The 26,010-nt window shown below is 65.8% G+C and carries 21 protein-coding genes; 7 read left to right on the forward strand and 14 right to left on the reverse strand.

Annotated features, from left to right (window positions below; translation table 11 throughout):
• Positions 1-83: 83 nt before the first annotated feature.
• The gene (locus Q0L48_RS10175; RefSeq protein ID WP_198157200.1) at positions 84-383 is read left to right on the forward strand and encodes an integration host factor subunit alpha; all 300 of its coding nucleotides are present in this window, start codon (positions 84-86) and stop codon (positions 381-383) included.
• A 59-nt stretch (positions 384-442) separates the two neighbouring features.
• Positions 443-874, forward strand: coding sequence for a MerR family transcriptional regulator (locus Q0L48_RS10180; RefSeq protein WP_296720499.1), 432 nt, complete (start codon positions 443-445; stop codon positions 872-874).
• 2 nt (positions 875-876) lie between these two features.
• Here Q0L48_RS10180 and Q0L48_RS10185 read toward each other — a convergent pair whose 3' ends face one another.
• The 4 genes from Q0L48_RS10185 to Q0L48_RS10200 form a co-directional block, all read right to left on the reverse strand.
• The gene (locus tag Q0L48_RS10185) at positions 877-4,299 is read right to left on the reverse strand and encodes an AAA family ATPase (protein ID WP_296720503.1); all 3,423 of its coding nucleotides are present in this window, start codon (positions 4,297-4,299) and stop codon (positions 877-879) included.
• A gap of 30 nt (positions 4,300-4,329) precedes the next feature.
• Positions 4,330-5,076 (reverse strand): thioredoxin domain-containing protein, encoded by a 747-nt coding sequence (locus Q0L48_RS10190; protein ID WP_296720505.1) that lies wholly within the window; start codon positions 5,074-5,076, stop codon positions 4,330-4,332.
• A 91-nt stretch (positions 5,077-5,167) separates the two neighbouring features.
• A complete protein-coding gene (locus Q0L48_RS10195; protein ID WP_296720507.1) occupies positions 5,168-5,932 on the reverse strand; it encodes a thioredoxin domain-containing protein in 765 nt (254 codons plus the stop codon).
• The gene (locus Q0L48_RS10200) at positions 5,929-6,480 is read right to left on the reverse strand and encodes a DUF721 domain-containing protein (protein WP_296720510.1); all 552 of its coding nucleotides are present in this window, start codon (positions 6,478-6,480) and stop codon (positions 5,929-5,931) included. The genes Q0L48_RS10195 and Q0L48_RS10200 overlap by 4 nt, the downstream gene beginning before the upstream one ends.
• A gap of 29 nt (positions 6,481-6,509) precedes the next feature.
• Here Q0L48_RS10200 and Q0L48_RS10205 point away from each other — a divergent pair, with 29 nt between their 5' ends.
• Positions 6,510-7,553 carry an A/G-specific adenine glycosylase gene (locus tag Q0L48_RS10205; RefSeq protein WP_296720512.1) on the forward strand — a complete coding sequence of 348 codons (1,044 nt, stop codon included), beginning with the start codon at positions 6,510-6,512 and terminating at the stop codon, positions 7,551-7,553.
• On the opposite strand, the gene Q0L48_RS10210 is transcribed toward Q0L48_RS10205, so the two are convergent.
• Positions 7,550-7,771, reverse strand: a complete 222-nt coding sequence (locus Q0L48_RS10210) for a hypothetical protein (RefSeq protein ID WP_296720514.1) — start codon at positions 7,769-7,771, stop codon at positions 7,550-7,552. The genes Q0L48_RS10205 and Q0L48_RS10210 overlap by 4 nt on opposite strands.
• A 116-nt stretch (positions 7,772-7,887) precedes the next feature.
• Between Q0L48_RS10210 and Q0L48_RS10215 the strand changes: the two genes are divergently transcribed.
• From Q0L48_RS10215 to Q0L48_RS10225, 3 genes are read left to right on the forward strand one after another with little or no spacing between them, the layout of a single operon-like run.
• The gene (locus Q0L48_RS10215) at positions 7,888-9,204 is read left to right on the forward strand and encodes a serine hydrolase (protein ID WP_296720515.1); all 1,317 of its coding nucleotides are present in this window, start codon (positions 7,888-7,890) and stop codon (positions 9,202-9,204) included.
• Positions 9,204-10,094, forward strand: a complete 891-nt coding sequence (gene nudC, locus Q0L48_RS10220) for an NAD(+) diphosphatase (RefSeq protein ID WP_296720518.1) — start codon at positions 9,204-9,206, stop codon at positions 10,092-10,094. Before Q0L48_RS10215 ends, nudC begins: the two co-directional genes overlap by 1 nt.
• Positions 10,091-10,804 (forward strand): DsbA family oxidoreductase, encoded by a 714-nt coding sequence (locus Q0L48_RS10225; RefSeq protein ID WP_296720519.1) that lies wholly within the window; start codon positions 10,091-10,093, stop codon positions 10,802-10,804. The genes nudC and Q0L48_RS10225 overlap by 4 nt, the downstream gene beginning before the upstream one ends.
• A 54-nt stretch (positions 10,805-10,858) precedes the next feature.
• Here the strand turns inward: Q0L48_RS10225 and Q0L48_RS10230 are convergent, their stop codons facing one another.
• Complete coding sequence (locus tag Q0L48_RS10230; RefSeq protein WP_296720522.1) at positions 10,859-11,104, reverse strand: hypothetical protein; 246 nt, start codon at positions 11,102-11,104, stop codon at positions 10,859-10,861.
• 178 nt (positions 11,105-11,282) lie between these two features.
• Here Q0L48_RS10230 and Q0L48_RS10235 point away from each other — a divergent pair, with 178 nt between their 5' ends.
• Positions 11,283-11,858: an HdeD family acid-resistance protein gene (locus Q0L48_RS10235; RefSeq protein ID WP_296720523.1), complete on the forward strand. Its 576-nt coding sequence runs from the start codon at positions 11,283-11,285 to the stop codon at positions 11,856-11,858.
• A gap of 21 nt (positions 11,859-11,879) precedes the next feature.
• On the opposite strand, the gene Q0L48_RS10240 is transcribed toward Q0L48_RS10235, so the two are convergent.
• The 8 genes from Q0L48_RS10240 to Q0L48_RS10275 all read right to left on the reverse strand — a co-directional run bounded on the left by Q0L48_RS10240 (position 11,880) and on the right by Q0L48_RS10275 (position 26,001).
• Entirely contained in the window at positions 11,880-15,236 is a 3,357-nt protein-coding gene (locus tag Q0L48_RS10240; RefSeq protein ID WP_296720525.1) for a TonB-dependent receptor, read from the reverse strand.
• Positions 15,237-15,532: 296 nt separating this feature from the next.
• Positions 15,533-16,234, reverse strand: coding sequence for a hypothetical protein (locus Q0L48_RS10245; RefSeq protein WP_296720526.1), 702 nt, complete (start codon positions 16,232-16,234; stop codon positions 15,533-15,535).
• A gap of 28 nt (positions 16,235-16,262) precedes the next feature.
• Complete coding sequence (locus Q0L48_RS10250; RefSeq protein WP_296720530.1) at positions 16,263-17,288, reverse strand: sterol desaturase family protein; 1,026 nt, start codon at positions 17,286-17,288, stop codon at positions 16,263-16,265.
• 258 nt (positions 17,289-17,546) lie between these two features.
• Positions 17,547-18,473: a response regulator transcription factor gene (locus Q0L48_RS10255; RefSeq protein WP_296720532.1), complete on the reverse strand. Its 927-nt coding sequence runs from the start codon at positions 18,471-18,473 to the stop codon at positions 17,547-17,549.
• Positions 18,463-19,968: an ATP-binding protein gene (locus tag Q0L48_RS10260; RefSeq protein ID WP_296720533.1), complete on the reverse strand. Its 1,506-nt coding sequence runs from the start codon at positions 19,966-19,968 to the stop codon at positions 18,463-18,465. Before Q0L48_RS10260 ends, Q0L48_RS10255 begins: the two co-directional genes overlap by 11 nt.
• A gap of 53 nt (positions 19,969-20,021) precedes the next feature.
• The gene (gene atzF, locus Q0L48_RS10265; RefSeq protein WP_296720534.1) at positions 20,022-21,788 is read right to left on the reverse strand and encodes an allophanate hydrolase; all 1,767 of its coding nucleotides are present in this window, start codon (positions 21,786-21,788) and stop codon (positions 20,022-20,024) included.
• Entirely contained in the window at positions 21,785-25,369 is a 3,585-nt protein-coding gene (gene uca, locus Q0L48_RS10270) for an urea carboxylase (RefSeq protein WP_296720537.1), read from the reverse strand. The genes atzF and uca overlap by 4 nt, the downstream gene beginning before the upstream one ends.
• Positions 25,366-26,001, reverse strand: a complete 636-nt coding sequence (locus Q0L48_RS10275; RefSeq protein WP_296720538.1) for an urea amidolyase associated protein UAAP2 — start codon at positions 25,999-26,001, stop codon at positions 25,366-25,368. Before Q0L48_RS10275 ends, uca begins: the two co-directional genes overlap by 4 nt.
• Between the last annotated feature and the right edge of the window lie 9 nt (positions 26,002-26,010).

Consider the following 26,010-nt stretch of genomic DNA (forward strand, 5'->3'; position numbering starts at 1 on the left):
GCTGCGTCATCACATTGCAAACCTGACGAAAAATAGTAAGCTGAAGGTCTTCGGATGGGTCGCGCCAACGAAGGAGCAAGCGCATGATGCGTTCGGTAGGAACTTTGACTCGCGCCGATCTGGCAGAAACCATCAATCGCAAGATGGGATTCAGCCGGGCGGAATCCCTTGAAATGGTCGAATCGATCCTCGGCAAGATGAGCGATGCGCTGGCGCGTGGCGAAAACGTCAAGATTTCCGGCTTCGGCAGTTTCGTGCTGCGCGACAAGAACGAACGGATCGGTCGCAATCCCAAGACCGGGGTGGAAGTGCCGATCACACCGCGCCGGGTGATGACCTTCCGCGCGAGTCAGTTGCTCAAGGAACGGATCGCCAAGGGCTGACGGCCCGAAGGATAGTGCGCCAAAGCATGGCACGCCAACGCATGGCATAGGTGAGGCTGATGACCGAGTTCGGTGACGGGAAAGACGAAGGCGCGCTGCGCACCATCGGCGAAGTCAGCGAAGCGCTCGGGATCAAGCCTCACGTGCTGCGTTATTGGGAACAGCAGTTCCCCTTGCTCAAGCCCCTCAAACGCAGCGGCGGGCGGCGCTATTACCGGCCGAGCGATGTTGCGATGGTCGAAGCGATCGATCGGCTGGTCAACCGCGAGGGCTACACTCTCAAGGGCGCCGAGGCGGTGCTGCGCGCCTCGAGCAAGGGCGCGCTCGATCGGCGCGCGCTGGATCGCCGCGATGGCGATCGCCGTGCCGCGGCCGACTCCGACCCAGGCCCCGGCGTTCGCCTGATGGTGACCGAAGCTCCTGACATGGCAGAGACGGTTGCGGGCCTGAAGGCGATCCGCGCAAGGCTTGCCGCCGCGCTCGACGCTTAGGTCTATTCCGCCGCCAGCAGCGCGGCTTCGCCCAGATCGACGCTGACGAGGCGAGAGACGCCCTTTTCCGCCATCGTCACTCCGAACAATCGGTGCATCCGGCTCATCGTTACCGCGTTGTGGGTGACGATCAGGTAGCGCGTCTTGGTGGTCCGCACCATCGAATCGAGCAGGTCGCAGAAGCGTTCGACGTTCGCATCGTCCAGCGGCGCGTCGACCTCGTCGAGCACGCAGATCGGTGCGGGGTTGGTGAGGAACAGCGCAAAAATCAGTGCGGTCGCGGTCAGCGCCTGCTCGCCGCCGGACAGCAAGGACAGCGATTGCAGCCGCTTGCCGGGCGGCTGGGCATAGATTTCGAGGCCCGCCTCCAGCGGATCGTCGCTGTCGACCAGCGCCAGATGCGCCTGCCCCCCTTCGAACAGGCGGGTAAACAGCACACGGAAATGGCCGTCGACCTCCTCGAAGGCGGCGCGCAACCGCTCGCGCCCCTCACGGTTGAGATTGCCGATCGATCCGCGCAGCCTTGCGATGGCTTCGACCAGTTCGGCCTGTTCGCTGGCACTGCTGCCATGCTCGCCCTCGATCCGCGCCAGTTCCTCGGCTGCGACAAGGTTGACCGGGCCGATCCGCTCACGCGCGGCGGTGAGGCGTTCCAGCTCTTCGGATTCGCTGCTGGCGGGCGCGATGTCATCCTCGCCGAAGCCGAAGCGGTCGCCCAGCAGCGGGGGCGGACACTGGAACCGCTCGCCGGAAATGCGGGCGAGTTCGGTGCGGCGCGATTCCTCGTTCTCGGCCCGCGCGGCAAGGCTGGCACGGCCTTCACGCGCTTGCGCCAGCGTTTCGGTGCGGGCGGCGAGTTCTGCGTCAGCCGCGCGTTGGCGGGTCTCGGCCTCGCGCATCGCGGCCTCGGCCGCAGCGAGTTCGGCGGTGAGGCGTATGCGGGTCGCTTCGCCCGCTTCGATCTCGGCGGTCAGTGCAGCGGGTTTGGCAGCGTGGATGGCGCGGTCCTCGGCGATTTCGGCCAGTCGGCGCGCCGTTTCGGCCATGCGCCGCTCGGCATCGCTTGACCGCGCCTTCCAGCCCGCCTGCTCGGCCTGCTGCGCTGCGAGCCGTTCCCGCGCGACGGCCAGCGCCTGATCCTGTGCGGCAAGATTGGCCAGTGCGGCCTGAACGGCGCTGCGGGCGGCGGCGTTTTTCGCCTGTGCGGCTTCCAGCGATGCGCGCCCGGCATCGCGCGCGGGCAGGCGCTGGCGCTGCGCCTTCGCAGTGGCAAGATCATCCTTTGCCGCGGCGAGCTGCGTTTCGGTTTCGCCCGCACTCGCGGCCAGTTCGGCCAAACGCGCGGCGAGCCGCTCCTTCGCTGCCTCAGCCTGATCGAGTCGCCGCAAGGCCTGCCGCTCGGCCTCGATCGCACCTGCGATGGCGCGCTCCTGACCCACAAACGCAGTCTGGAGCGCGGTCAGTTCCTCGCGCACGGCCTTGTCCTCGGCCTCGGCATTGGCAGCGGCTTCGCGCAAAGACGGGAGCGCGGCATCCAGTTCGGCAAAGCGGTTGGCGGCTTCGAGCTGCGCCGCCTCTGCCGCACCTTCGCCGCGCGCGATGAAGCCGTCCCACCGGCGCAGGTGTCCGGCGCGGGTCACCAGCCATTCGCCGGGGGCCAGCGTGCGGCCATCATCGGTGTCCGCGCAATGCACCAGCGCCAAGCGAGCGGCGAGTTCCGGCGGACAATCGGCGAGGTGCGCGAGCAGGCTGTCGGCCACTCGTGCGGGCGCATCGGCCCCGGTCCAGTACCGCCCGTCCTGCGCTGCTGCGGGAGCGCCCAAGGGGGACTTGCCGTCGCGCCCCAGCACAGCGGCGAGCGCGCGTTCGTAGCCGGGCGCTACGCGCACACGGTCGAGTGCGGTGACCATTCCCTGCCGCCCGGCTTCGCGTTTGGCCCGCGCGTCGCGGTCGCGGGCGAGGGCAGTGTGCTCGCGTTCGATCCCCGCGAGTTCGGCGCGCGCGGCGGCGAGCGCGCTGGCGGCTTTGTCGCGCAACGCCTGCAATTCGCCCTTGCGCGCCTGATCGGCGGAGAGCTTTTCGCGCAATCCCGCCAGTTCAGTTGCCGTCGCATCGGACGCATCGCGCGCGGCGAACACATCGGCTTGCGGATCGCCGCTCTGGGCCAATTCGGCGCGGGTGCGGGCGATCCGCGCCATGTCGCCCTCGATCCGCTCGAGCCGGGCTTCGGCCTGTTCGACTGCCGCTTCGGCAACGCGCCATTCGGCCTCGACCCCGGCGTGATCGGCGGTTGCTTTCGCCAGCGCGAGTTCGGCGGCGCGGCTGGCACGTTCGCTGTCCTCCGCGCGGTTGGCGAGCGCGGGGCGGGCGGCTTCGGCCTCGGTCACGGCGTTGCGGCTGGCGGTGACCTCGGTATCGAGCCGCGCCAGGGCCTCTACCGCGCTGCTGGTCAGCCGGTCGGCATCCTTCCGGTCTTCCTCCAGCCGGGTTTGCTGGCGGGTGAGATCGGCGAGGCGGGTTTCGGCGGCTTCGAGCTTTTCGGACAACGCGGCCATGCGGTGCCCGTTGGCGCTGGCATCGTCGCGCCGGTCGGCGAGTTCATCGCGCGCGGCGGCGAGCGTTTGTGCCGCTTCGGCCTGCTCGGTCTGCGCAGCGGCGACCGCGCTTTGCGCCTCGGTGACGGCGGCGTTGGCGCCCTCCGCGGCGGCGCGCGCTTCCCTGGCGGCGAAGGCGGCTTCACGCCAGCGCGCAAACAGCAGCCGTGCTTCGGCAGATTGGATCCGGTGGGTCAGTTCGGTGTAGCGTTCGGCCTGCTTGGCCTGCCGCTTCAACGAGGACATCTGCGCGTCGAGTCCGGCCATCAGGTCTTCGAGCCGGGCGAGGTTCGCCTCGGCCCCGCGCAGTTTGCTTTCGGCGTCCTTGCGGCGGACGTGCAGCCCGGCGATCCCGGCGGCTTCTTCCAGCATCGCGCGGCGTTCTGCCGGGCGGGCGGCGATCACCGCGGCGATCTTGCCCTGGCTGACCAGCGCCGGAGAATGCGCACCGGTGGCGGCATCGGCGAAGGTCAGCGCCACATCCTTGGCCCGCACGTCGCGGCCATTCACGCGGTAGGCGCTGCCCGCACCGCGCTCGATCCGGCGGGTGACGACCAGCTCATCGTCGCGGTCATCGCTGGCGTGCAGCACCACTTCGGCAAAGTCGCGCGGGGGGCGGGTGGAGGTGCCCGCGAAGATCACATCCTCCATTCCGCCCGATCGCAGCGACTTGGCGGAGGTTTCCCCCATCACCCAGCGGATCGCTTCGAGCAGGTTGGACTTGCCGCAGCCATTGGGGCCGACAACCCCGGTCAGGCCGGGTTCGATGCGCAATTCCGCCGGCTCGACAAAGCTCTTGAACCCCGTGAGCTTGAGCCGGTGGAACTGCATCAGGTTATCGCCGCGCCCCCGCGTCTCGCCTTAGCGCGCGCCGGCGCGCTGCAGCAGCGGTTCGAGCTGATCCCAGGTGCTGACGCCTAGCTTCTCGCCATTGAGCAGCAGGGTGGGGGTGGCGTTGATGCCCAGTTCTTCGGACTGGCTGGTCGACGCGTCGGCAATCGCCTGGACTGCGTCGGTATCGGCAAGGCAGGCGCGCGCCTGATCGGCGCTCAGCCCGCGCGCGGCGAAGAAATCGATTAACCCGGCGGCTTGCGCGACGGTCACGAAACGCTGGTCGACCGGCTGGGTCGTGGCCGTCTGATAGAGCGCCTGATTGGCATCAACCTGCGCGAAGATGTCCGAAAGCGCAGCCCATGCCTGATCGGACAACGGCTGCATGTTCTCCTTCGCGCCGCAGCGTACCAGAGTGGCGATGCTGAGGTCGATCGGATCGCGCACCAGATTGCGCAGTTCGAAGCTGACCGTGCCGGTGGGAATATACTTGTCGGTCAGCGCTGGCTTCGCGGTGGCAGCGAAATTGGCGCAGGCGCCGCAGGTGTGCGAGGCATATTCCACCAGTTTCAGCGGGGCATCGGGATTGCCGATCATGTAGCCGCCTTCGGGGGTGACGGTGACGGTATTGGTCCAGCTGGTGCCTTCGGGCGCGGCGACCGCGGGCAAAGGTTCGCCACTGGCGACCCCGCCGGGGGCGGCAGCATCGTCACAGCCGGCAAGGGCGAGCGGAGCAGCGGCAAGCAGGCCGAGCACGGATAGGCGGGAGAGTTTCATCGAAGACATATCCTTGGCACAATGAGACAGAAGAATAACCGCGTGCGCGCCATGCCAGCAAGGCCGGGCGCGGGCACTGTGAACAACTGGATCAGCCGCCGCCGCTTTCGTCAGCGGCAGAAGGGGCAAATCGGGCGGAGAGCAGCGGGAATAGCCCCGACCAGCTGTGGACATCGACCAGCAACTGATCGTCGAGCGCGAAGCTGGGCGTGGCCGCAACCTGGAAATCGGTCCGGTCCGCAGCGCCGTTGTCCAACAGCTTCTGCGCCGCAATATTGTCCATCACGCATGCATTGACGTCTGAGATCGACTGGCCGCGCTGCACCAGCATATTCGTCAGGCCGAGTGCACCGGCGATCATGCGCGCTGCCTTGTCCCCGCGCGCCCAGATGGCCTTCTGACTTTGCGGAGCGTTCTGAAACTTCGCCATCCACTCGCTCTGTCGGTACATGAAGGCGCTGTGGCGATCCTTGAAGCCTGCCGGATCGCCGCACTGCACCAATAGCGAAACCGTGAGGTCGAGCGCGTTGCGGATCACCGGACGCACTTCCACCGCCATCTTGCCGGGCCTCAGCAAGGACATGTCGATCGCCGGTTCGCCTTCCATCGCAAAGGTGGCGCAATGGCTGCAGGTATAGCTGATGAACTCGATCAGGCGCGTTTCGGCTTCGGGATTGCCGATCAAATGGCCGCGATCGGTGCGGACGACAGCCGCGCTCCAATTGCGTTGCTGATCGACGCCGTCGAAGGCGCTGCGCGGGTTTTCAAGGCTCTGCTGCGCCGTTCCGGGCGCTGCCAGCGCGACCAGCGCCGCGCCAAGCGCGGCGCTAATGATTACAGGGGGGCGCAAGGTCATGGGATGTCCCGCTCCTTATCCGGGGTTTCGTTATCGCCAAAGCTGCGGGCGAGGGATTCAAGCACGGTGCGCAGTTCCGGATCGCCGATATCGCGCAAACTGTCGCCCAGTTCCAGTGGGATCGGCTTCAGCGAGGGCGGGGCTTTGGCGGGTTTGTCGGCAAGGGCGGGCTTGACCGCGCCCTGCCGCAGCTTCACCCGCGCCACCGCCTTGTAGCCGAAAAAGCGGTTCACCCGGTCAATGATTTCCGGGATGACCTGCTGGATCAGCGGCGCATGGGCGGGCACCACCACCAGTTGCAGGATGCCTTCGGCCTTCTCGCCGGGCGGAAAGCGGATCGCTTCGGGGCTGCAGATGCGGGCGTGCGTGGGGCCGACGATTTCCGGCCAGCGGGTGACAACCGAGCTTTGCACGAAGCCGAAGCGGCGAAACGCGGTTCGCCCGATTTCGGGCATCAGGTCGCCGATCGCGCGCGCGCCCTTGCCGCGCGGCCTGGTATAAGGCTTGGTCGTGCCCGACTTCGCCGGAGGTTTCTTGTCGCTTCCCATGATTGCGCCTGCCATGCCATAGGCGGGACGTGACTGCCAGTATCTCCGACATTTTGCTTGGCTGGTATGATGCCCATGCGCGCGATCTGCCGTGGCGCAATCCGCCCGGCGGCACCTTGCCGGATGATCCGGCGTGGCCGTACCGAGTGTGGCTGTCGGAGGTCATGCTGCAGCAGACCACCGTGGCGGCGGTGAAACCCTATTTCGCGAAGTTCACCGCGCGCTGGCCGACGGTCGATGCGCTGGCCGCCGCGCCCGAGGACGACGTCATGGCGGCATGGGCAGGGCTGGGCTATTATTCGCGGGCCCGCAATCTGGTGAAATGCGCGCGCGAAGTGGCAGAGCGCGGCGGTTTTCCTGCAACCGAGGCGGAACTGCGGCAACTGCCCGGTCTGGGCGATTATACCGCCGCCGCCATCGCTGCGATTGCGTTCGGTCAGCGGGCAGTGGTGGTCGACGCGAATGTCGAGCGGGTCGCGGCGCGATTATTTGCGATTGACGAACTCTTGCCCGCAGCGCGCAAGGCGATCCGCGCTGCGGCTGGCACGATCACCCCCGCAATGCGTGCAGGCGATTTTGCGCAAGCCATGATGGATTTGGGCTCGCAGATCTGCACCAGCAAGGCACCGCGCTGTCTGCTGTGCCCGTTACGCGAGCTTTGCGCGGGCTATGCCGCAGGCGATCCCGAGCGCCTGCCGGTCAAACCTGCGAAAAAGCCGGTGCCCGAACGGCGCGGCACGGCGTTCTGGATCACCCGCAACAACGGCGCCGAGGTGTGGCTGGTCACCCGTCCGGGCAGCGGGATGCTCGGCGGGATGCGGGCGCTGCCCGATGATGGCTGGAGCGCGCAAGGCGATGGTTCGGGTGAGCCGCCAGTGTCAGGCGAATGGCGGATGCTCGGCGCAGTGCGGCACGGCTTTACCCATGCGCATCTGACCTTGGGCGTGATCGCCCTCGATACGGACACGCCGCCACCGGGCGAGGGGCAATGGTGGCCGGTCAGCGGGATCGAAGACGCGGGGCTGGCAACCTTGTTCGCCAAGGCTACGCGGCTGGCGCTGGCGAGCGTCTAGAAGATACCGCCGCCCAGCATCAGGCGCACGGCTGCGATCAGCAGAACGACCAGACAGAAATTGCGCCCGCCATCCTTGGACGACAGCGCGCCGATGATGATCCCCAGCACGATCAGCGGCAAGGCGATCCAGTTCGCCCATCCCAAAAGCGGGATCTGCGCCGGAATGACGATGACGAGGCTGATAAGGCCGATGATAAAGGCAAGTGCGTTGAGCATGTGTCTTATATGCATAGGACACCGCGCTTTTGCAAGCCCGCAGGCAGTGCCCGCGATTGACCCATGCGCCCGGCTGCCCCAGACAAGGGGCCAAAGCCCATCGGAGATTCTGCCTCATGACCCCCCAAGAATGCGAAGCCGCTGTCCTGTCCCGCCGCGCCCTGTTTCGCGGCGGTTCGTTGTTGGCGGCTGGCGCAGCGCTTTCCGGCCTGCCGTTCGGACGCACATTGCTGGCGCATGATGTCGCGGAAAACTGGCCCAATGTCGCCGCGCTGGCCAATCGTTACGTGTCGGAACGCAAGGTCGCCAACATGTTCCTGACCTTCGGCTGGGGGCGGCAGCCTCACGCCCACACCGTCGGCGGTGGCACGCTGTCGCTGGCGCGGCCCACTCCGGTGGACGAAAATTCGCTGTTCCGCATCTATTCGATGTCGAAGCCGATCACCGGCATGGCGACGATGATCCTGATCGACGAAGGCAAGCTGGGGCTGGATCAGCCGCTGCATGAAATCCTGCCCGCATTTCGCGACATGCAGGTGCTGGTCGATCCCGAAGGTCCGCTGGAAAACACCGTCCCGGCCGAACGCCCGATCACCATCCGCCAGTTGCTGACCCACACCGCCGGGCTGGGGTACCAGATCATCAGCCGGGGGCCGTTGCAGGCCGCCTTCAATGAGTTGGGTCTGGTCGGCGGGCGGGTCAGCCGGATGCCGATCCCCGGCATCGAACCGGTCACACCGGCACCGGGGCTGGAGGTCTTTGCCGACCGTCTCGCCACGCTGCCGCTGATGTATCAGCCTGCGACCAAGTGGAGCTATTCGGCCAGCATCGATCTGCTCGGCCGGGTGATCGAGGTGGCGAGCGGCATGGATTTCGAGGCGTTCCTGCGCCAGCGCATCTTCGAACCTTGCGGCATGGCCAGCACGTGGATGCAGGTGCCGCAAAGCGAGGCGGCGCGGCTGACCGACAATTACGGCATCATCGGCGGCAATGCCTTTCCGATCGATCCGGGCGTCAATTCGATCTTCCTCGACCCGCCCGAAGTGCCTGCGGGCGGCGGCGGGCTGGTGTCCAGTCCGAAGGATTACGACCGCTTCCTCAGGATGCTGCTCGGCTATGGCACCATCGACGGAGTGCGGGTGATGAGCCAGGAGGCGGTGCGGGTCGGCACGTCGGATCTGCTGCCCGCAACGGTCGATACCACCGGCAGCTGGATGGCGGGGCAGGGCCACGGCGCAGGCGGCCGGTCGGTCGGGCAGACATTCGGCTGGGGCGGCGCAGCGGGCACGCTGGCGGCGGTCGATTACGGGCTGAAGCTGCGCTCGACCCTGTTTACCCAGTACATGCCAAGCGAAGCCTATCCGGTGCGCGACGAATTCCTCGCCGCGATGGAGGCGGATCTGGCGGCGATGCGCGGCAAGAAAGCGGCCTGATGCCGGTTTCTCCCGCTTCTGCCGGGGCGATGGCCTTCGCCGGATCGCCAATCGACCGGGCGGACAATATCCGCGTCGATCCGGCGGCGCTCGGCAATCTGATGAACTGGCGGGCGCGGGTGCTGAACCTCGATGGCCTGCTGCCCGAATTCGACGATGACGGGAGGTTGCTGTGGCACACGCTCGCCGATGTGCAGCCGGATGCGGAGCTTGTGTTCCTCGGGATGCTGGACGACCGCGCGCATTTCGCTCCGGTTCCCACTGAGGGCGCAAGCGGCCCCGCCATGCCGCGGGCGTGGCAGGTCATGCAGATGCTGCGGCCCGAGGAGCTGGCGATCTATGGCGGGGCGCGCAGTCTGATCGATTGGCACGCGCGCCACCGCTTCTGCGCCAATTGCGGTGCGGCAACAAAGCTGGTCAAAGGCGGCTGGCAGCGCAATTGCGATGCGTGCAGCGCGCAGCATTTCCCGCGCACCGATCCGGTCACGATCATGCTGGTTGAACATGAGGACAAGTTGCTGCTGGGCCGCCAGCCGCGCTTTCCCCCGCGAATGTATTCGGCGCTGGCAGGCTTCGTCGAACCGGGCGAAACGATCGAGGAAGCAGTCGCGCGCGAGGTTCACGAAGAGGCGGGCGTACGGGTGCGCGACGTGCGCTACATCGCCAGCCAGCCGTGGCCGTTCCCCAGCCAGTTGATGATCGGCTGCACGAGCGTGGCGGACGATCCGGAAATCACCATCGACCGTACCGAACTGGACGATGCCCGCTGGTTCACCCGCGCCGAACTGGAGGATGCCCGCGCCGCCGGGCCGGACGGCAACGAATTGCTGATCTTCCCGCAGAAATTCGCGATTGCGCATCATCTTGTGACATGGTGGCTCGACAAATGACGACCCAAGCTCCCCAAGCTCTCACCATCGACATCTATTCCGATGTCATGTGTCCGTGGTGCCTGATCGGGTACGGACAACTGACCAAGGCGCTGGCCGAACTCGACGGCGAGATCGCGGCGCAAATCCGTTGGCGACCGTTCGAACTCAACCCGCAGATGCCCACCGAGGGCGAGGAACAGGAAGCGCACCTCCAACGCAAATATGGCCGTTCTGCCGCGGAAGGCGCGGGCCTGCGCGGGCGGATGAAGGCGATTGCCGAAGGCGCGGGCGTGTCGCTGTCCTACGAGGGCGAAGGCGAGGCACCGCCCGCGATGATGTGGAACACGAGGCTGTGCCACAAGCTGGTGGCCTTCGCGCTCGAACAGGCGGGGCCGCAGGTTCAGACCGAATTGAAGCTCGCGCTGTTCCGCGCCCATTTCAACCGGCGCGCAAAGCTGGGGGAGCGCGGCGTGCTGCTCGATATCGCCGCCAGCGTCGGCCTGCACCGAGAGGCGGCCAAGGCGGCGCTCGATGATCCGGATCTGGAAGCCCGCGTGGTGGCGGAGGAGCACGAGGCGTGGGACATGAACATTACAGGCGTTCCGGCGATGATCGTTGCCAACGCGTCGGGTGCGAAGTTCCTGATCCCCGGCGCGCAGGAGCCCGAGGTTTACGTCAACGCCCTGCGCCGGGTGGCAGCAAAGCAAAGCACCAGCGCGACAAGCTGACAATCATTTGGAACGCGGCGTCGGCTGGCATTGGTGGTCGGTACGGCTAGGCGCTCAACCCTGATTGCCCGACTTGATCTTGCGCATCGTCTTCTCGCCCTTGACGGCATCGTCGGCGGGATTGTCCGATCCGATCACCGGCTCGCGGTTGTCGGGGTCGGTCGCGCGCTTTTCCTCGGCCCGCTTGCCGACGCGGCGGGCGACATTGCCGCCCGCAGAACCCTGCTGCGAAGGGGTATCCTCGGCGGTCAGGTCGTCGATCAGATCATTATCGGGATGGCGGCTCTGGCGGTCGGGCATGAAATTTCTCCTTTCCCGATCAATGCCACGCAGGGGGGGGATGTTCCCCTGCACATCATCGCCATCGGCGGGTCGTGTCAGGCAATCGGCAGACAGAGAGGCCGGGTTAGGGAAAGCAGCCGCGCGGTGTCCTACCAGATCGAAGGACAACGACAGGAGGCCGCATATGCAGAACAGCATGATCCAACGATCCGCCGCCCGGCTGGCGCCGCCGAATATCGGGCGCGGATGGTTCATTGCCCTCGGACTGTTGCTGGTGGTGATCGGGGCGGCATCGCTGCTGTTCCCGTTTCTGGCAGCATGGTCGCTGGAGTTCGCCGTCGGCGTTTCGCTGATCGCGGGCGGTGTGCTCACGCTGATCCACGCGGTGCGGGTGCGCGGCTGGCGGGGCACCGCGCTGCAGGGGTTGCTCGGCGTGCTTTATATCGTCGGAGGGCTGATCTTCCTGACCAATCCGTTTGCGGGATTGCTGGCGCTGACGGTGATGTTCGGCGCGTTCTTCGCGGCCGACGGCGTCGCGCGGATCCTGCTGGCCTTCCGCATCCGGCCTCAGCGCGCCTGGTGGCTGTTCCTTGTCACCGGCCTCATTGCACTCGCGCTCGGCATTCTGGTGCTGTTGGGCCTGCCAAGCGGCTGGTCCGTGGCGTTCCTCGACATTTTTGTCGGCATCAATCTGATCTTCACCGGCGCATCCTTCGCCTGCTGCACCGGCAATGACAGCCGGGAAGCCACTTCTGGCTCCCCGGCTGTTTGAGGCCGACTGCGGCGAGCGAACCTACATTGTCCAGCGCACGCCGAGGAAGAACGACCGGCCGATCGGGCTGACCGGATAGGCGCGTTCGGTGATAAAGGGATTCACGTCCGTGAGATTGTTGACCCCGCCGAACACTTCCAGCCCCATGTCGGGGAAGGTGTAGCCCGCGCCCAGATTGTGGGTCCAGGTCTCGCCCGTCAGCCCTGCCGGGCCGAACTGCGCAGAAAGGTTCTCGATCTCGACCCCGCGCAGCGCCATCTCGCCCAGATAGGTAACGGTGTAGTTGAGGTTGAAATCGCCGTATCCATAGGTGGCGGTCGCCCGGCCCGACCATTCGGGACGCTGGATTTCGCGCAGCTCCGGGTCGATCCGGGTCAGATCGGTCGGATCGAAGAAGAAATCGATCTTGTCGACCCACGAAGCCGTTGCCGACACGCCCAGCCGGTGATCGCCGATGGCGGTCTGGTAGGACAGCGACGCATCGATACCGGCGGTTTCGATCCGGACGAAGTTGATGGTCGTCAGGTTGAGCGAATTGAAGCCGAGGAACTGCGCCGAAGCGGAATCGCGGTTACGGGTGAAGCTGTTGCAGAAATCGTTAGGGAAGGTGGTGCTGTCATAGCAGTTATCGACCACGTCCTGCGCACCGATGGTGCTGATCGCATCGTCGATCCGGATGTTGTAGTAATCCGCCGTCAGCGCGAGACCGGGAATGTAGCGCGGCTGCAGCACCATGCCGAAGGTGTAGGTGTCGGCGGTTTCCTGCTTCAGATCCTCGTTGCCCGAAATCGTGCCGGCAAAGCGGGCGCTGAGCGGATCGGAGAAACCCTGCGGGATGCCATCGGCGCGGCAGTTCGTCACCCGGTTCTGGATGTTGGGATCACCCGACGCGGTGAGCCGGTCGATCTCGGTCTGGTCGCACGGGTCGAAGGGGCGGAAGAATGCGGCCTGCGCCGGGGCGAACAATTCCGAGATGTTCGGTGCCCGTACCGCACGCGAATAGGTGCCGCGCAGGCGCACATCCTCGATCGGCGACCAGAAACCGTTGATCGCATAGGTGTAGACCGACCCGACCGAGCTGTAATCCGAGAACCGCCCGGCCAGTTCGAGCCGCAGCTCCTGGATGGCGAACACGTCCTGAATCAGGGTTGTCCCGACCTCGGCAAAGATGTCGACCACATCGTAACCGCCGCCCGAATCCTGGAAGAACCCGTCCGGCGGGGTGCCGAGCGAAGTCTGCGAGAAGCCCGACCCGTCAAAGCCCGGCGCATCGCCGACGAATTGTCCGGCCGTTCCGTCGGCTGTCGTCACCGGCAGGATGCCGCGCACCAGCGGATCGAACAGCGAGCGGCTGGTTTCCTCGCGGTATTCCGCGCCCACCGCGAACTGGATGTTGTCATAGGGCAGGTTGAAGAAGGCCGAGGTATCGCCGCTGACCAGCGCATGAATCTCGAACAGTTCGGTGCGGGCGCTGTTGATGGTGGTGGTGGTGATGAAATCCACCGCCTCCTGGCTGATCGAACCCACCCCGAACAGGTTGGCCGGCTGGCACTGACCCTGACCCGGAACGAAGGTGAGATAGCCGAATTCGCCGGTCGGGATGCCGAACGGCGTCGAGGGCGAACGCACGGTGGGATCGAGCTCGCTGCGGCACACCGCATTGCCCTGCGCATCGGTGGTCACGTCGATCGCGGCGAGGAAGCGATCATACAGCACGTTGTTGCGGTTGATCTGCTTCAGGTCGTACCGGCCCCAATTGGCCGAGATGTCGAAGTCGACCTCGTCCGAAAGCTGGCCCTTGATCCCGCCGACGAAGCGGAATGTCTCGGAGATGTTGGTGTCGATATTGGGGCCGAGATCGGTCGGGTCGCGGGTGATGAACAGCCCGCCCGAAGCATCGGAGATCGGCCGCAGCACATCGGGGATGAAGGGGTTGTCCGGCGCGATGGTGAGGAGATCGTAGAACGAGTTCTGGTTGGTGCCGAAGGTGGTTTCCTGCCGGAAATACTTGCCTTCGAAATATATGTTGAGGCTGTCGCTGATATCGAAATCGCTCAGCAGGTTGATGCTGTAGCGTTCGCTCTCGGGGATCAGATAGCCGTTGTTGTCGAAGATCACCCCGTCGCCGCCGAAGGCGTTGAAGTTGCTGGCGATAAGGCCGTCATCAATCACGTTGATGCCCGTTTCGGTGGCGATGTAGCAACCGCCGACCGCGCCGAACCCGTTGTAATCGAACAGGCCGTTGAAGCCGACGAAGCTTTCGGTGCAGTCGCTCTGGCCGTTACCGTCGATGTCGGAAAGCGGATCGGCGAAGTTGCCGGGGATGATGATGCCGCCGCCCGAGGTGATCGAGAATTGGTATTGCGATCCGATCAGCCGGGTGGGGGCCGCCAGCGCGCGGTCGATCAACTGCTGTTCGGCTGCCGTGGGCGCGGTTCCGGCTGGAAAGATCGCATTGTAACGCGAGCTACCCGGCGTCGGAATGACAAAGCCATAGGGATAGAACCCGTTGTCGAGGCTGAAGAAATCGCTGAAGTTGGGGGTGCCCGATCCCAGATCGCCGCGCTGGAAGCGGAGCGCGGGGTTGGGGCCGTTGCTGGCGATATTGCCATTGCGGAATTGTGCCCGATCGCCGAACCGCAGACCATTATCGCGGCTGTATTCGCCCACCAGCGTCACATTGCCGCGGTCTTCGGCGAAATTCTTGCCGAACTTGACGTAGCCATCGAAGTTCTCGCCGTCGCCATTATCCGAAATGCCGCCGGTCAGGCCCAGCTCCAGCCCGTCGAAATCGCGGTCGAGGATGAAGTTGACCACCCCGGTCACAGCGTCCGCGCCGTAGACCGCGGATGCGCCGCCGGTGAGGACTTCGACCTGCTTGATCAGCGAGGCCGGGATCGAGTTGATATCGACCACCGAGGTTTCGGCCACGCCCGCTACATGACGGCGGCCATTGACCAGCACAAGCGTGCGTTCCGCGCCGAGCCCGCGCAGGTTGAGCGTTGCCGCGCCGACCGCTGCGCCCGAATCGAGCTCGCCGGGCGCGACCGATTGCGCCGAGCTGATCGAGCCTGCCAGCGCCGGGATCGACCGCAGCGTATCAGTGATTTCCTGCTCACCGCGGAAGGCGTCGGCAGTGATGGTGACCACCGGGGAGGGGGAATCAAGGTTGGAATCGCGGCGCAGGCGCGAGCCGGTAACGACGATTGCCTCTTCATCGGGGCCATCGGCGCTGGCATCGGCAGCGGCGCTGTCGGCGAGAACCTCAGGCGCCGCATCGTCGTCGGCGGCGGCGGCAGGCGAGAAAGCGACAAGGCCGCTCAGCAAGGTCGTGGAAAGGAGAGTGCGGCGGATAAGCGCGTGTGTGGTGATGTTCATCAATGCCCCCGATTGAATGGGTAAAGGTATTCCTCCTCTCGCTTGGCATTCCTGCGTCGTAAAAATGCACAGGTTCACACCGTGAAGCTGCACATTCCCCTGCCGAGCAACGTCACCGACATGTTGATGATGATTTACAGGGGGCGCCGCCATGCGCCATTTGACTTAGAACGTGTGAAGCCACGTCTACCATGATTTGGTCACTACTAAAGAGTGCCCATGCGTTTACATGGGCATGCGGCGCAGCATGGAATCAATCGTGTGAGGTCGGGGCTGCCCTATAAGCGGCGGCGCGCTCAACCGGCCTCGGGCTGGGGCGAGGGGCCAGCCCCGGCCCGAGCATCTTCCAGCGCTTCGGCGTCTTCCGGCTTTACTGCCAGCGCCGCGCGCAAGGTGCGTTTGAACAGCCACGGTTCGAGCACACGCCCGACAAGGTAGATCACGAAGAACAATCCGGCGAGCACATAAGCCCGGGTCGGATCGAACTTCTCCTTCTTCTTCTTGTCTTTTTCCTTGTCTTTCTTCTTGTCCGGATCGTCGGGTTCGGGCGCGCCGAGCAGCTTGTCGAGCGGATGAAGCTCCTGCTTGACCTTGGGCTTCTCGGCTTCCTTGTCCTTTTCGCGGGCGTCGACCGCGCCGGTTCCGGCTACGTCCCAGGCGTTGAGCGCCACCATCGTCTGCGCAAAACCGAGGAACAGCAGCGGTGCGAGGAAGCAGAGCAGCAGCGCCGTGCTCGATACGTCGAACACCAGCCGCGATCGGCCGTCTTGCCGATCCAGCCGCAGCGTGCCGCGGGTGAAGGTGGCAAGCTTGTCCTGCGCGGCGGGGTTGTGCTTGGAATAGCCCAGCGTGTCGCCTTCGACCGCATAGGCGCTGCCCGCGGTCTGGAACAGCGGATCGAGCCGATCAAATGCCTCGTCAGGGGTCAGCGGTTCATCGAGCAGGACTTCGCCCCGCGCCCGCCAGATGCGGTCGATATAGGGTAGATTGACATGCATGCTCACAGACCGCCCCCGGTCTTCCGGATCACTCTGCCGGTTCCGGCTGGTGCGCGACGGTCGCTTGCGCGGCTGCGGGCTCTGGCGCATCTGCCGGCTTGTTCAGCCACGCGCGGAAGTCCTTGTAGGCTTCGGTGAAGGGGAAAAGCATCGTTTCGCGGATGTCCATCCGGCGACCGCCTTCCATGCCCAGCAGTTCGGCCTCGCCATCGACGCAGGTGCCGAAAATGCGATCCCAGATGATCCAGGTGCCCGAATAATTGCTGCGGGTCGCTTCGTAATCCTGCGAGTGGTGGACGCTGTGGTGTTCGGTGGTGTTGAAGATGAACCGCCACCAGCGCGGCGTATTGAAGCGCACGTTGATGTGCTGATAGGTGCCCACCGCCATGCCGAGCGCCCCGGCAATCAGGAAGGCGCGCGGCAGGAAGTCGAAGAACCCGCCGATCCCGAGCCCGATCAGGAACAGTTCGATCGGATTGCCGACCGCGCCTTTGTTGATGTTGAGCTGGGTGATGTAGTGGTGCGGCGCGTGGGTCAGCCACAGCGGGTACCAGTTGTGCATCCCGCGATGCATCCAGTACTGGCCGAAGTCGAAGATCATCGAGATCATCAGCGCCTGCACCAGCAGCGGCAGGCTCGTGAACCACGAGAACTTTTCCCACGCGAACGCGCCCTGCACCGCCTCGATCATCACACCGTCGCCGATATAGGTGTCGACCATCCGCAGCAGCGTGTAACCGAGGCCGACATAGAACACGTCGGTGGCGAATTCCTTCCACGTCAGCTGCCAGCTGCGATAGCGCGGATTGACCCATTCCAGCCCCAGCAGCAGCACCTTGAAGCACAGGCCGATGATGATGCCGATCGACGCCAGTGCCCATTCGTTGGGTGCATAATACCAGAACGCGATCAGGCCGAAGAGCACGGCCGGCTGGAAGTGGGTGAAGACGAACTGCTTGATCGGGCCGCCTTCGACCCGGCCGATATTTTCCCAGCCGACGGTTACCGGCGCATCAGCGCCGATGATCCGATTTCCAACCTGTACTCCGGCCATTGCGCGCTCCAATCAGAAATTCGCGTCTGCACTCATGCTCTGTCAGGCTCGGCATCATCACGGTCAACCGATCGGACCGTCAAAAAAGCGTCAATTCGTGCGGCGATTTGCCCGAAAAGACCCACCGGCATGACAAACAGGCATGTCGAATGTGAACCATGGTGACCGCGGCGTTATCGGCAGCGGTTTTCACGCGGAAGTGGGCGAATGACGTAGGGCGGGATCGGCAGTTCATCCGCGCCGTGCAGCGCGCTCGGCTCACTCGGAAAGGTAACGCACGGCGATGGCGGTCGCGGCGGCGCGGGTTTCCACGCCGAGCTTGCGGAAAACCTGTTCCAGATGCTTGTTGACGGTGCGCGGACTAATGCCGAGAATCTCGCTGACGGTGCGGTTGGTCTTGCCATAGCTGACCCACAGCAGCACTTCCGCCTCGCGCCGGGTGAGCCCGGTCTGCCGCAGTAGCAGTTCGACCTTGGATGCCTCGCCCGCCTCGGTGATCTTGAACAGCGCTTCGCCCGGCCGGTCGCTTTCGGCCAGCGCGATTTCGATGTCGATGCCCGCCAGCGCCAGATTGACCGCGCCGGTATGGCCCGGATCGATCAGCAGTTGGCGCAGGGCAGGGCGGATGGCGTCGGGCGGAGTGGGGCTGTTCAGCTCCCACGCCGGATCGAGGCGCTGGAACAGGCTTTCGGCCTGCGGCGTGCACCAGACAAGGTCACCTTGCGGGCTGACCGCGGCAAGACTGCGACCGGCCCGCCCCAGCGCGAGGCGCGATCGGTAGGAGGTGCGCGCGTTGGCGAGATGCACCCGCATGCGCGCCAGCAGCTCGCCGACCTCCACCGGCTTGCGCACATAATCCACCCCGCCGGTCTGCAGCGCGGCGATTACGTGTTCGGGATCGGTCAGCCCGGTCATGAAGATTACCGGAATATGCGCGGTGGCCGGATCGGCCTTGATCCGGCGGGTCGTCTCCAGCCCGCTCATACCCGGCATCAACGCGTCCATCAGGATCAGGTCGGGCGCGGCTTCGCCCAGCAATTCGAGCGTCGCCTCGCCGCTGCGGGCGATCAGCACGTCCATGCTCTCGGCCTCCAGCGTGTCGACCAGAAACCGCAGCGATTCCGGGTTGTCGTCGACCACGAGAATGCAATCGCGCCGCGTGCCTGCGGGATCACTAGCGACCATGGCGATCCTCCGTTCCGGCGAGCGCGGCGAGCGATTTGAGATCGAATGCATCAAGGTGCACGCGCATCCGTTCGGCCAGTGCGGCAGCTTCCTCGCCCAGTGCGGCGATGGCATCGATTCGTGCCTCGATCGCGCGCACATGGCCGATCCGCACCAGCCGCACGATCTCGGCCAGATGCGGCCGCGCTTCGGCTGCCATCAGGGGGGGAAGGACGGGGTCGTGCTGCGCAGCACCTGCGCCCTCGCGCGGGTTTGTTTGCGGCCACTCCAGCTTGAGCTGCTCGCTGATGATATCGAGCAGCACGCCGAAATCGAACGGCTTGGCAACGAACACGTCGTTGGCCGGGCCGGTTTCACCGCGCGGGCCGGATTGCGCCGCTTCGCCCGACAGCATCACGATCCGCAGGCGCGGGCCGTGGCGTGCGCGAAGCTGCGCGGCGACATCCCACCCGCTCATGCCGGGCATCGCCACGTCGAGCAGCACCAGATCGGGCTGCGCTTCCCCCGCGACGGTCAGCCCCTGTTCGCCGCCCCCGGCGCTCAGCACCCGGAAGCCGCGCGGTTCGAGCAGGCCGCGCAAGGCTTCGCGGTGGGCCGGGTCATCGTCGATCAGCAGCAGCCTGCGCTCACGCCCGAGATAGAGCCGCGCCGGTTCGCCTTCCGGCAGATCGGTGGGCGGGGAGAGCGGCTGCGACAGCATCAACCGGACGATGAAGCGCGATCCCTCGCCGGGCGTGCTCTCGACCCGCAGTTCGCCGCCCATGATGTGCACCAGTGCCTGCGTGATCGCGAGGCCCAGCCCGATGCCTGCGCGTTCGGCAGAGGCGCCGCCGCCGCGTTCGAACGGCAGCAGGATACGCGTGATATCGGCAGGCGCGATGCCGATGCCGCTGTCCGCAACTTCGAACGTGGCGAGTTCGTTCCGGTAATGCACTTTCAGCGCGATTTCGCCGTGGTCGGTAAACTTGATCGCGTTCGATAGCAGGTTGATCAGCACCTGCCGCAACCGCTTGGGATCGGTGCGGACGAATTCGGGCAGGCTGGCGGGCGCTGCCAGCCGGAGCGACAGCCCCTTCATCGCGGCCTGCGGCTGGAACATGTCGACCGCTTGCTCGACGAATGCGGGCAGGCGGATCGTGTCGCGCGCCAGCCGCAACGAACCGCTTTCGACCTGCGCGATGTCGAGCAGCCCTTCGACCAGGTTCGACAAGTGTTCGGCGCTGCGGCGGATCACCTTGCCGGCCTCCACCGCGTTTGTGCCGTCGCCGCGTTCGAGCAGCTGGGCGTATCCATAGATCGCGTTGAGCGGCGAGCGGATTTCGTGGCTGACACTGGCAAGGAAGCGGGTCTTGGCCTCGTTGGCGGCTTCGGCGGCGTCCTTGGCGCGGGTCAGCGCAGCGTTCTCGGCAAGCAGCGCCGACAGCGCATCGGCATGGCCCTGTTCGCCGCTGTCGCGCAGCCATGCCAGCAGGCTATCGGTCGCAGGTCCGTTCACGGCTGCGATGTCCGGCGGGATCGTAAGGCAAGGGCGGCGGCGAAGTGCGGCAATCACAGCCCCCCGATATAGGCGCGCCAGCCGCCCAGATGCGTGATGTCCTGCGCCCCCTCGAGCGCGCGCGGTTCGGCGACGAAACCTTTGACGCTGGTGCCATCGGAAAGCGTGACGGTGCCGATCGCGAGCGGCGGCGGGACTTCGGCGACGAAACTGCCGAACGCGGCCATATCCAGTTCGTACACCTCCAGCGCAATCGCCGCGCCGTCCGCGCTGTGCACCAGCGCAGGCTTGGGCGGGATAGAATCGGCCATCGCGTAAAGCCGGTAATTGGGCGCGGTAGTGAAAGCGCCGACAAATACCGCGTCGCGGCTGGTCAGCTGCCAGTGCAGCGGCATGCCTTCAAGGTGAGCGCCGACGACGGCGAGTTTGATCGTGTCCATGTGATCTCCGGTATCGAGCGGGGGCAGGGCGGGCAGGGCGGCAGCGGCAAGGTAGGCTTCGGCCATGTCGATCAGGGCAAGGTCGCTATGTGCGGGGCCGATCAGCGTGATGCCGAACCCGGTGGCATTGCTTCGCGCGCCCGCCGGAACCGCGACCGCCGCCATGTCGAGCAGGTTCACGAAATTGGTATAGCGCCCCAGATTGCTGTTGAGCGCAACCGGCGCAGCCGCGAGTTCGGCGACGCGGTAGGTGGTGCCGGTGGTGGGGAAGGCGAGCGCGTCAACGTCCTGCCACAGCGCCTCGGCATGGCGGGCGAGTTCGGCGAGGCGGTAGATGCCGTTCCACACCTCCACTGCGTTGATATCCAGCCCCGGCTCCACCACGCTGCGCACCACCGGATCGATGGCTTCGGGATTGTCGCGCAGCATCGTTTCGAGAGCGGCGGTACGCTCGGCCACCCACGGGCCGCCGTAAAGCAGTTGCGCGGCTTCGAGCAGCGGTGCGATGTCCACTTCGACCAGTTCGCCGCTGTCGCCCAGCACGTCCAAAGCGCGGGCGTAAAGTTCTTCGGCTTGGATGTCGCCGAAGAACACGCGCTGGTCTGGGCGTGGGATGCCGATGCGCTTGCCCGAGATCGGCGCATCGGCAAGCGGGCGCGAGAATGGGTCTGCTGGGTCAAATCCCGCCACCACGCTATCCACCAGCCGCGCGTCGCCGAGCGCGTCGGTGAACACGGTAATGCAGTCGATGCTGCGGCAGGCGGGAACCAGCCCGCGCGTGCTCCAGCGGCCCTTGCTGGGCTTGAGGCCGACCAAGTGGTTGAACGCGGCCGGAACCCGTCCCGATCCCGCTGTGTCGGTGCCGAGCGCAAAGGCGACCAGCCCCGCCGCCACCGCAACCGCCGAGCCGGAGCTGGAACCGCCGCTGACATAGGCGAGGTTGGAGGTATTGCGCGGCGCGCCATGCGGGCTGCGCGTGCCGACAAGTCCGGTGGCGAACTGATCGAGATTGGTCTTGCCGACACAGATCGCGCCCGCTGCTTCGAGCCGTTCGATCACCCCGGCGGATCGTTCCGGCCGATAGGCGAAGGCCGGGCAGGCGGCAGTGGTGGCAAAGCCCGCCACATCGATATTGTCCTTCGCCGCGTAAGGCACGCCCGCCAGCGGCAGATGCTCGCCAGCGGCCACGCGTGCGTCGATAGCGCGTGCGGCGGCGATGAGATCGTGCGACGCGGCGCGGCTGATCCATACCTGTGGCTGCACCGCGTCATAGGTGGCAATCCGGGCAAGCGCGGCCTCCATCACCGCCACCGCGCTGGTTTCGCCGGCGTTGACGGCGGCAGCGATGGCGCTGGCGGACAGGCGTTCGGGCGCGGTCATGGCGATTTCCTCAGGGCCAGCATCGGCGCGCCGGGCTGGAGAGACTGGCGTTCGGTGATGTAGAGCGCGGCGACGGTGCCGCTGGCCGGGCTTTCGAACGGGCACTCCATCTTCATCGCCTCGATCACCGCGATCACGTCGCCCGCCTCCACCGTGTCGCCGGGGCCGACCAGCAGCTTCCACACCGAACCGCCAAAAGGTGCCTCGATCAGGTCTGCGCCTTCAGGAATGGCGATCGCCACCGCTTCGACCGGTGCATCTTCGGCAAGTAGATCGGTGACCCGGTCGAATTCTCCGCTGGCCTCCCACGCACCCCGCTCGGCATCGAAGGCGGCCTGACGCGTGGCTTCGAAGGCGGCGATGCTATCGGCATTGTCGGCAAGGAAGGCGCGGTAATCGGCCAGCCGGAAGGTGCTTTCCTCGACCCGGATAGAGCGCCGCCCGGTGGGGAAATCGCGCCGCCAATCGGCCAGTTCTTCGGCCGAGACAGGGTAGAAACGGATCTGGTCGAAAAAGCGCAGCAGCCACGGTTTGCCATCGACAAAGGCGTCCGTCTGCCGGTGCGTGTTCCACACCTGTATGGTCCGCCCGAACAGCTGGTATCCGCCCGGCCCCTCCATCCCGTAGATGCACATGTAAGCCCCGCCGATCCCGACCACATTGGGCGGAGTCCAGGTGCGCGCCGGGTTGTATTTGGTGGTCACCAGCCGGTGGCGCGGATCGACCGGGGTGGCGACCGGCGCGCCGAGATAGACATCGCCCAGACCCAGCACGAGATAGCTGGCATCAAAGATCAGGTTCTCGACCGCGTTGCTATCCGGCAGGCCGTTGATCCGGCGGATGAATTCAATGTTGTCCGGGCACCACGGCGCATCGTCGCGCACGGCGGCCATATACTTCTCGATCGTCTCGGTGATCGCCGGATCGCGCCAGCTCAGCGGCAGGTGGACGATGCGCGAAGGGATGGTGAAATCGTCGAGATCGCCCATCGCCGCCTCGGCCGCCATCAGCGCGGCGAGCGCGCGGGGCTGATCGAGCACTTGCCCATCGAAATGCAGTTGTAGCGAGCGGATGCCGGGGGTGATGTCGATCACGCCGGGCAGGGCGGCGTCCTCCAGCGCCCGCATCAGCGCATGGACGCGGATGCGCAGCTCGATATCGAGCACGATATCGCCATATTCGACCAGGATGTTGCGGTCGCCCTGCTGGCGATAGGTGGTGCGCGGGCGCGCGCCTTCGGCTGGGAGTTCGGCGAGGACGGGTGACAAGTCGGAAATCGTGCGGGCCAAGGTGGGCTCGGGCGCTACGGTCAGCGGCGCGGCGTTGGCCGCCATGGCGTCATTGATGGTGACTGGCACGAACCGCACTCGGTCATCGGGCGCCAGTTGCCCGATTTTCCAGCGATCCGCCGCGATCACGGTAAAGGGGCACACGAAGCCGCCCAGTGATGGCCCGTCCGGCCCGAGGATGATCGGCATGTCGCCGGTAAAGTCCACCGCGCCGATGGCGTAGGGATTGTCATGGATGTTCGACGGATGCAGCCCCGCCTCGCCCCCGTCGCGGCGCGCCCACTCGGGCTTGGGGCCGACCAGCCGCACGCCGGTGCGGTTGGAGTTGTAATGCACCTGCCAATCGGCTTCGAGGAAGCGGGCGATATCGTCCGGAGTGAAGAAATCGGGCGCGCCGTGGGGGCCGTAGAGCACGTGCATTTCCCAGCTTTTGCCGAGTTCGGGCAGGCTTTCGGCTACGGCAGGCGCGGCTGTCTCTGCCTGCCCCAGATGCAGCACATCGCCCGCGACCAGCGGACGTGCCGCATGACCGCCGAACTGGCCGAGGGTGAAGGTGCTCGCGCTGCCGAGATAGGCGGGAATATCCAGCCCGCCTGCAAACAGAATGTATCCGCGCATCCCGGGGCCGCTGACCCGGCCCATGGTGAGCGTCTGCCCGGCGGCGATATCAATCGGCACGCCGCGCGCGACCGCTTCGGCGTCGAGCTTCGCGCCGCAATCCGCGCCGGTCAGGCAAATGCGCGCGGGCGCCTCGAACAGCAATGTCGGCCCGCTGGCGGTAATCTCCAACCCGGCGGTGCCCTCCGGATTGCCGAGCAGCAGGTTGCCGAGCCGGAGCGAGCGATCATCCATCGGCCCCGACGGCGGCACACCCACATCCCACAGGCCCAGCCGTCCGGGCCAATCCTGCACCGTGGTGGACGTTCCGCCCGAAATCACCCTGATGCTCGCGGGGGCATGGACAACCCCGGCAAGCAGCCGGGTGGTCACATCGCCGCTGATGAAGCGTGGCTCGCGCAGCACGTCGCGCAGCCAGCGCAGGTTGGTCTCGATCCCGTCGATGCGGCTGGCGGCGAGCGCGTGTTGCATCGCCGCAATCGCATCCTCGCGCGTCCCGGCATGGACGATCAGCTTGGCCAGCATCGGATCGTACCACGCGCTGACATTGCTGCCCGCCATCACCCATGTCTCGGCCCGGATATCCTCGGGGAAGGCGACATTGGTGAGCGTGCCGGTGGTCGGGCGGTAATCGAGCGCCGGGTCTTCGGCATAAAGCCGCACTTGCACTGCATGGCCTTTGGGCATCGGCGCGGGCGCAGCGAGGAACGCGAAATCGCCCGCTGCGCCGCGGATCATCCATTCGACCAGATCGATCCCCATCACCTCCTCGGTGACGCCGTGTTCGACCTGAAGCCTTGTGTTCATTTCAAGGAAGAAGAATTCGGCACGGTCGGCATCGAACAGGAACTCGACCGTCCCGGCGGAGAGGTAGTTCGCTGCCTCGCCCAGCCGCACGGCGGCGGCGATCAGCTCGGCACGCTTCGTGTCGGACAGGCAGGGGGCAGGGGCTTCCTCGACCACCTTCTGGTTGCGGCGTTGCAGCGAACAGTCGCGCTCGCCCAGCGGCATGATGCGGCCCGCGCCGTCGCCGAAGATCTGCACCTCGATATGGCGGGCATTGGCGATGTAGCGTTCAAGGAACACGCCCGCATCGCCGAAACTCGCCTCGCCCTGCCGCACGACGGTGGCGAACCCTTCGCGCAACGCGGCTTCATCGGCGCAGATGCGCATTCCGATGCCGCCGCCGCCCGCGGTCGCCTTGAGCATCACCGGGTAGCCGATCCGTGCAGCGGCTTCGGCGGCTTCGTCCTCGTCGGTCAGCAGCCCGGTGCCGGGCGCCAGCGGCAGATCATGCGCCTGCGCCAGCGCGCGGGCGGAGTGCTTGAGGCCGAAGGTGCGGATGTTGTCCGGTGTCGGGCCGATGAAGGCGATGCCCGCCGCCGCGCAAGCCTCGGCAAACTCGGCATTTTCGGCGAGGAAGCCGTAACCCGGATGGATCGCGCCCGCGCCGGTGTCCTTCGCGGCCTTCAGGATCGCGGCGACATCGAGATAGGATTCGCTGGCAGGCGCAGGGCCGATGCACACGGCTTCGTCCGCCTGCGCGACGTGGAGCGAGCCTGCGTCAGCTTCGGAATAGACCGCAACTGACCGCAGCCCCATCCGCCGCAAGGTGCGGATGATCCGGGTGGCGATGGCGCCCCGGTTCGCCACCAGGACCGTATCGAAGCTCATGCGGTCACGATCATGCGCACAGGCGTGGGATTGAAGGCGTTGCACGGATTGTTGATCTGCGGGCAATTGGACACCACCACGATCACATCCATCTCGGCGCGCAGGTCGACCGTCAGGCCCGGCGCTGAGATGCCGTCGACGATGCCCAGCGTCCCGTCATCCTCGACAGGCACGTTCATGAAGAAGTTGATGTTGGGCACCATGTCGCGCTTCCCGCGCCCTTCCCACAGGTTGGCTTCGAGGAAGTTCTCGACGCAGGCGTGCTGCGACTTGGTGTGATGTCCGTAACGCAAGGTATTGGATTCGCATGAACACGCGCCGCCGATGGTATCGTGGTAATCGACCGCGCTGCCGGTGATGGTCATCATCGGATTGCCTTCGTTCGACAGCAGCACGGTGCCGGTGCGCAGGAACAAATTGCCTTGCGCTGCGACCGTATCCTGCGCGCTGTAACGCTCGGCATCGTCGGCAGCGGCGTAGATCAGGAAATCGACCGCCTGATTGCCCTCGACATCGACGATCCGCAGCGTCTGCCCGGCGGCGACGTGGTGCAGCCACGGCGCGCGGGCGGGTACGATTTCGTCGTGAACAATGGCACCGGAAAGGCCGGAGAGGGCCGGGTCGTCAGTCATTGGTGTTCG

Source organism: Erythrobacter sp. (genome assembly GCF_024305245.1).
In the GTDB taxonomy this organism is placed as follows: Bacteria; Pseudomonadota; Alphaproteobacteria; order Sphingomonadales; family Sphingomonadaceae; genus Erythrobacter.

Bases quoted from the DNA above. Each gene is read 5' to 3' on its own strand.
- Q0L48_RS10230 (WP_296720522.1), bottom strand. From the start codon at position 11,104: ATGCCCGACCGCCAGAGCCGCCATCCCGATAATGATCTGATCGACGAC.
- Q0L48_RS10250 (WP_296720530.1), bottom strand. From the start codon at position 17,288: ATGGCCGGAGTACAGGTTGGAAATCGGATCATCGGCGCTGATGCGCCG.
- nudC (WP_296720518.1), top strand. From the start codon at position 9,204: ATGCCGGTTTCTCCCGCTTCTGCCGGGGCGATGGCCTTCGCCGGATCG.
- Q0L48_RS10195 (WP_296720507.1), bottom strand. From the start codon at position 5,932: ATGACCTTGCGCCCCCCTGTAATCATTAGCGCCGCGCTTGGCGCGGCG.
- Q0L48_RS10200 (WP_296720510.1), bottom strand. From the start codon at position 6,480: ATGGGAAGCGACAAGAAACCTCCGGCGAAGTCGGGCACGACCAAGCCT.
- Q0L48_RS10245 (WP_296720526.1), bottom strand. From the start codon at position 16,234: ATGCATGTCAATCTACCCTATATCGACCGCATCTGGCGGGCGCGGGGC.
- Q0L48_RS10255 (WP_296720532.1), bottom strand. From the start codon at position 18,473: ATGGTCGCTAGTGATCCCGCAGGCACGCGGCGCGATTGCATTCTCGTG.
- Q0L48_RS10275 (WP_296720538.1), bottom strand. From the start codon at position 26,001: ATGACTGACGACCCGGCCCTCTCCGGCCTTTCCGGTGCCATTGTTCAC.
- Q0L48_RS10240 (WP_296720525.1), bottom strand. From the start codon at position 15,236: ATGAACATCACCACACACGCGCTTATCCGCCGCACTCTCCTTTCCACG.
- Q0L48_RS10215 (WP_296720515.1), top strand. From the start codon at position 7,888: ATGACCCCCCAAGAATGCGAAGCCGCTGTCCTGTCCCGCCGCGCCCTG.
- Q0L48_RS10235 (WP_296720523.1), top strand. From the start codon at position 11,283: ATGATCCAACGATCCGCCGCCCGGCTGGCGCCGCCGAATATCGGGCGC.
- Q0L48_RS10180 (WP_296720499.1), top strand. From the start codon at position 443: ATGACCGAGTTCGGTGACGGGAAAGACGAAGGCGCGCTGCGCACCATC.
- Q0L48_RS10210 (WP_296720514.1), bottom strand. From the start codon at position 7,771: ATGCTCAACGCACTTGCCTTTATCATCGGCCTTATCAGCCTCGTCATC.
- Q0L48_RS10190 (WP_296720505.1), bottom strand. From the start codon at position 5,076: ATGAAACTCTCCCGCCTATCCGTGCTCGGCCTGCTTGCCGCTGCTCCG.
- Q0L48_RS10175 (WP_198157200.1), top strand. From the start codon at position 84: ATGATGCGTTCGGTAGGAACTTTGACTCGCGCCGATCTGGCAGAAACC.
- Q0L48_RS10185 (WP_296720503.1), bottom strand. From the start codon at position 4,299: ATGCAGTTCCACCGGCTCAAGCTCACGGGGTTCAAGAGCTTTGTCGAG.
- atzF (WP_296720534.1), bottom strand. From the start codon at position 21,788: ATGACCGCGCCCGAACGCCTGTCCGCCAGCGCCATCGCTGCCGCCGTC.
- uca (WP_296720537.1), bottom strand. From the start codon at position 25,369: ATGAGCTTCGATACGGTCCTGGTGGCGAACCGGGGCGCCATCGCCACC.
- Q0L48_RS10225 (WP_296720519.1), top strand. From the start codon at position 10,091: ATGACGACCCAAGCTCCCCAAGCTCTCACCATCGACATCTATTCCGAT.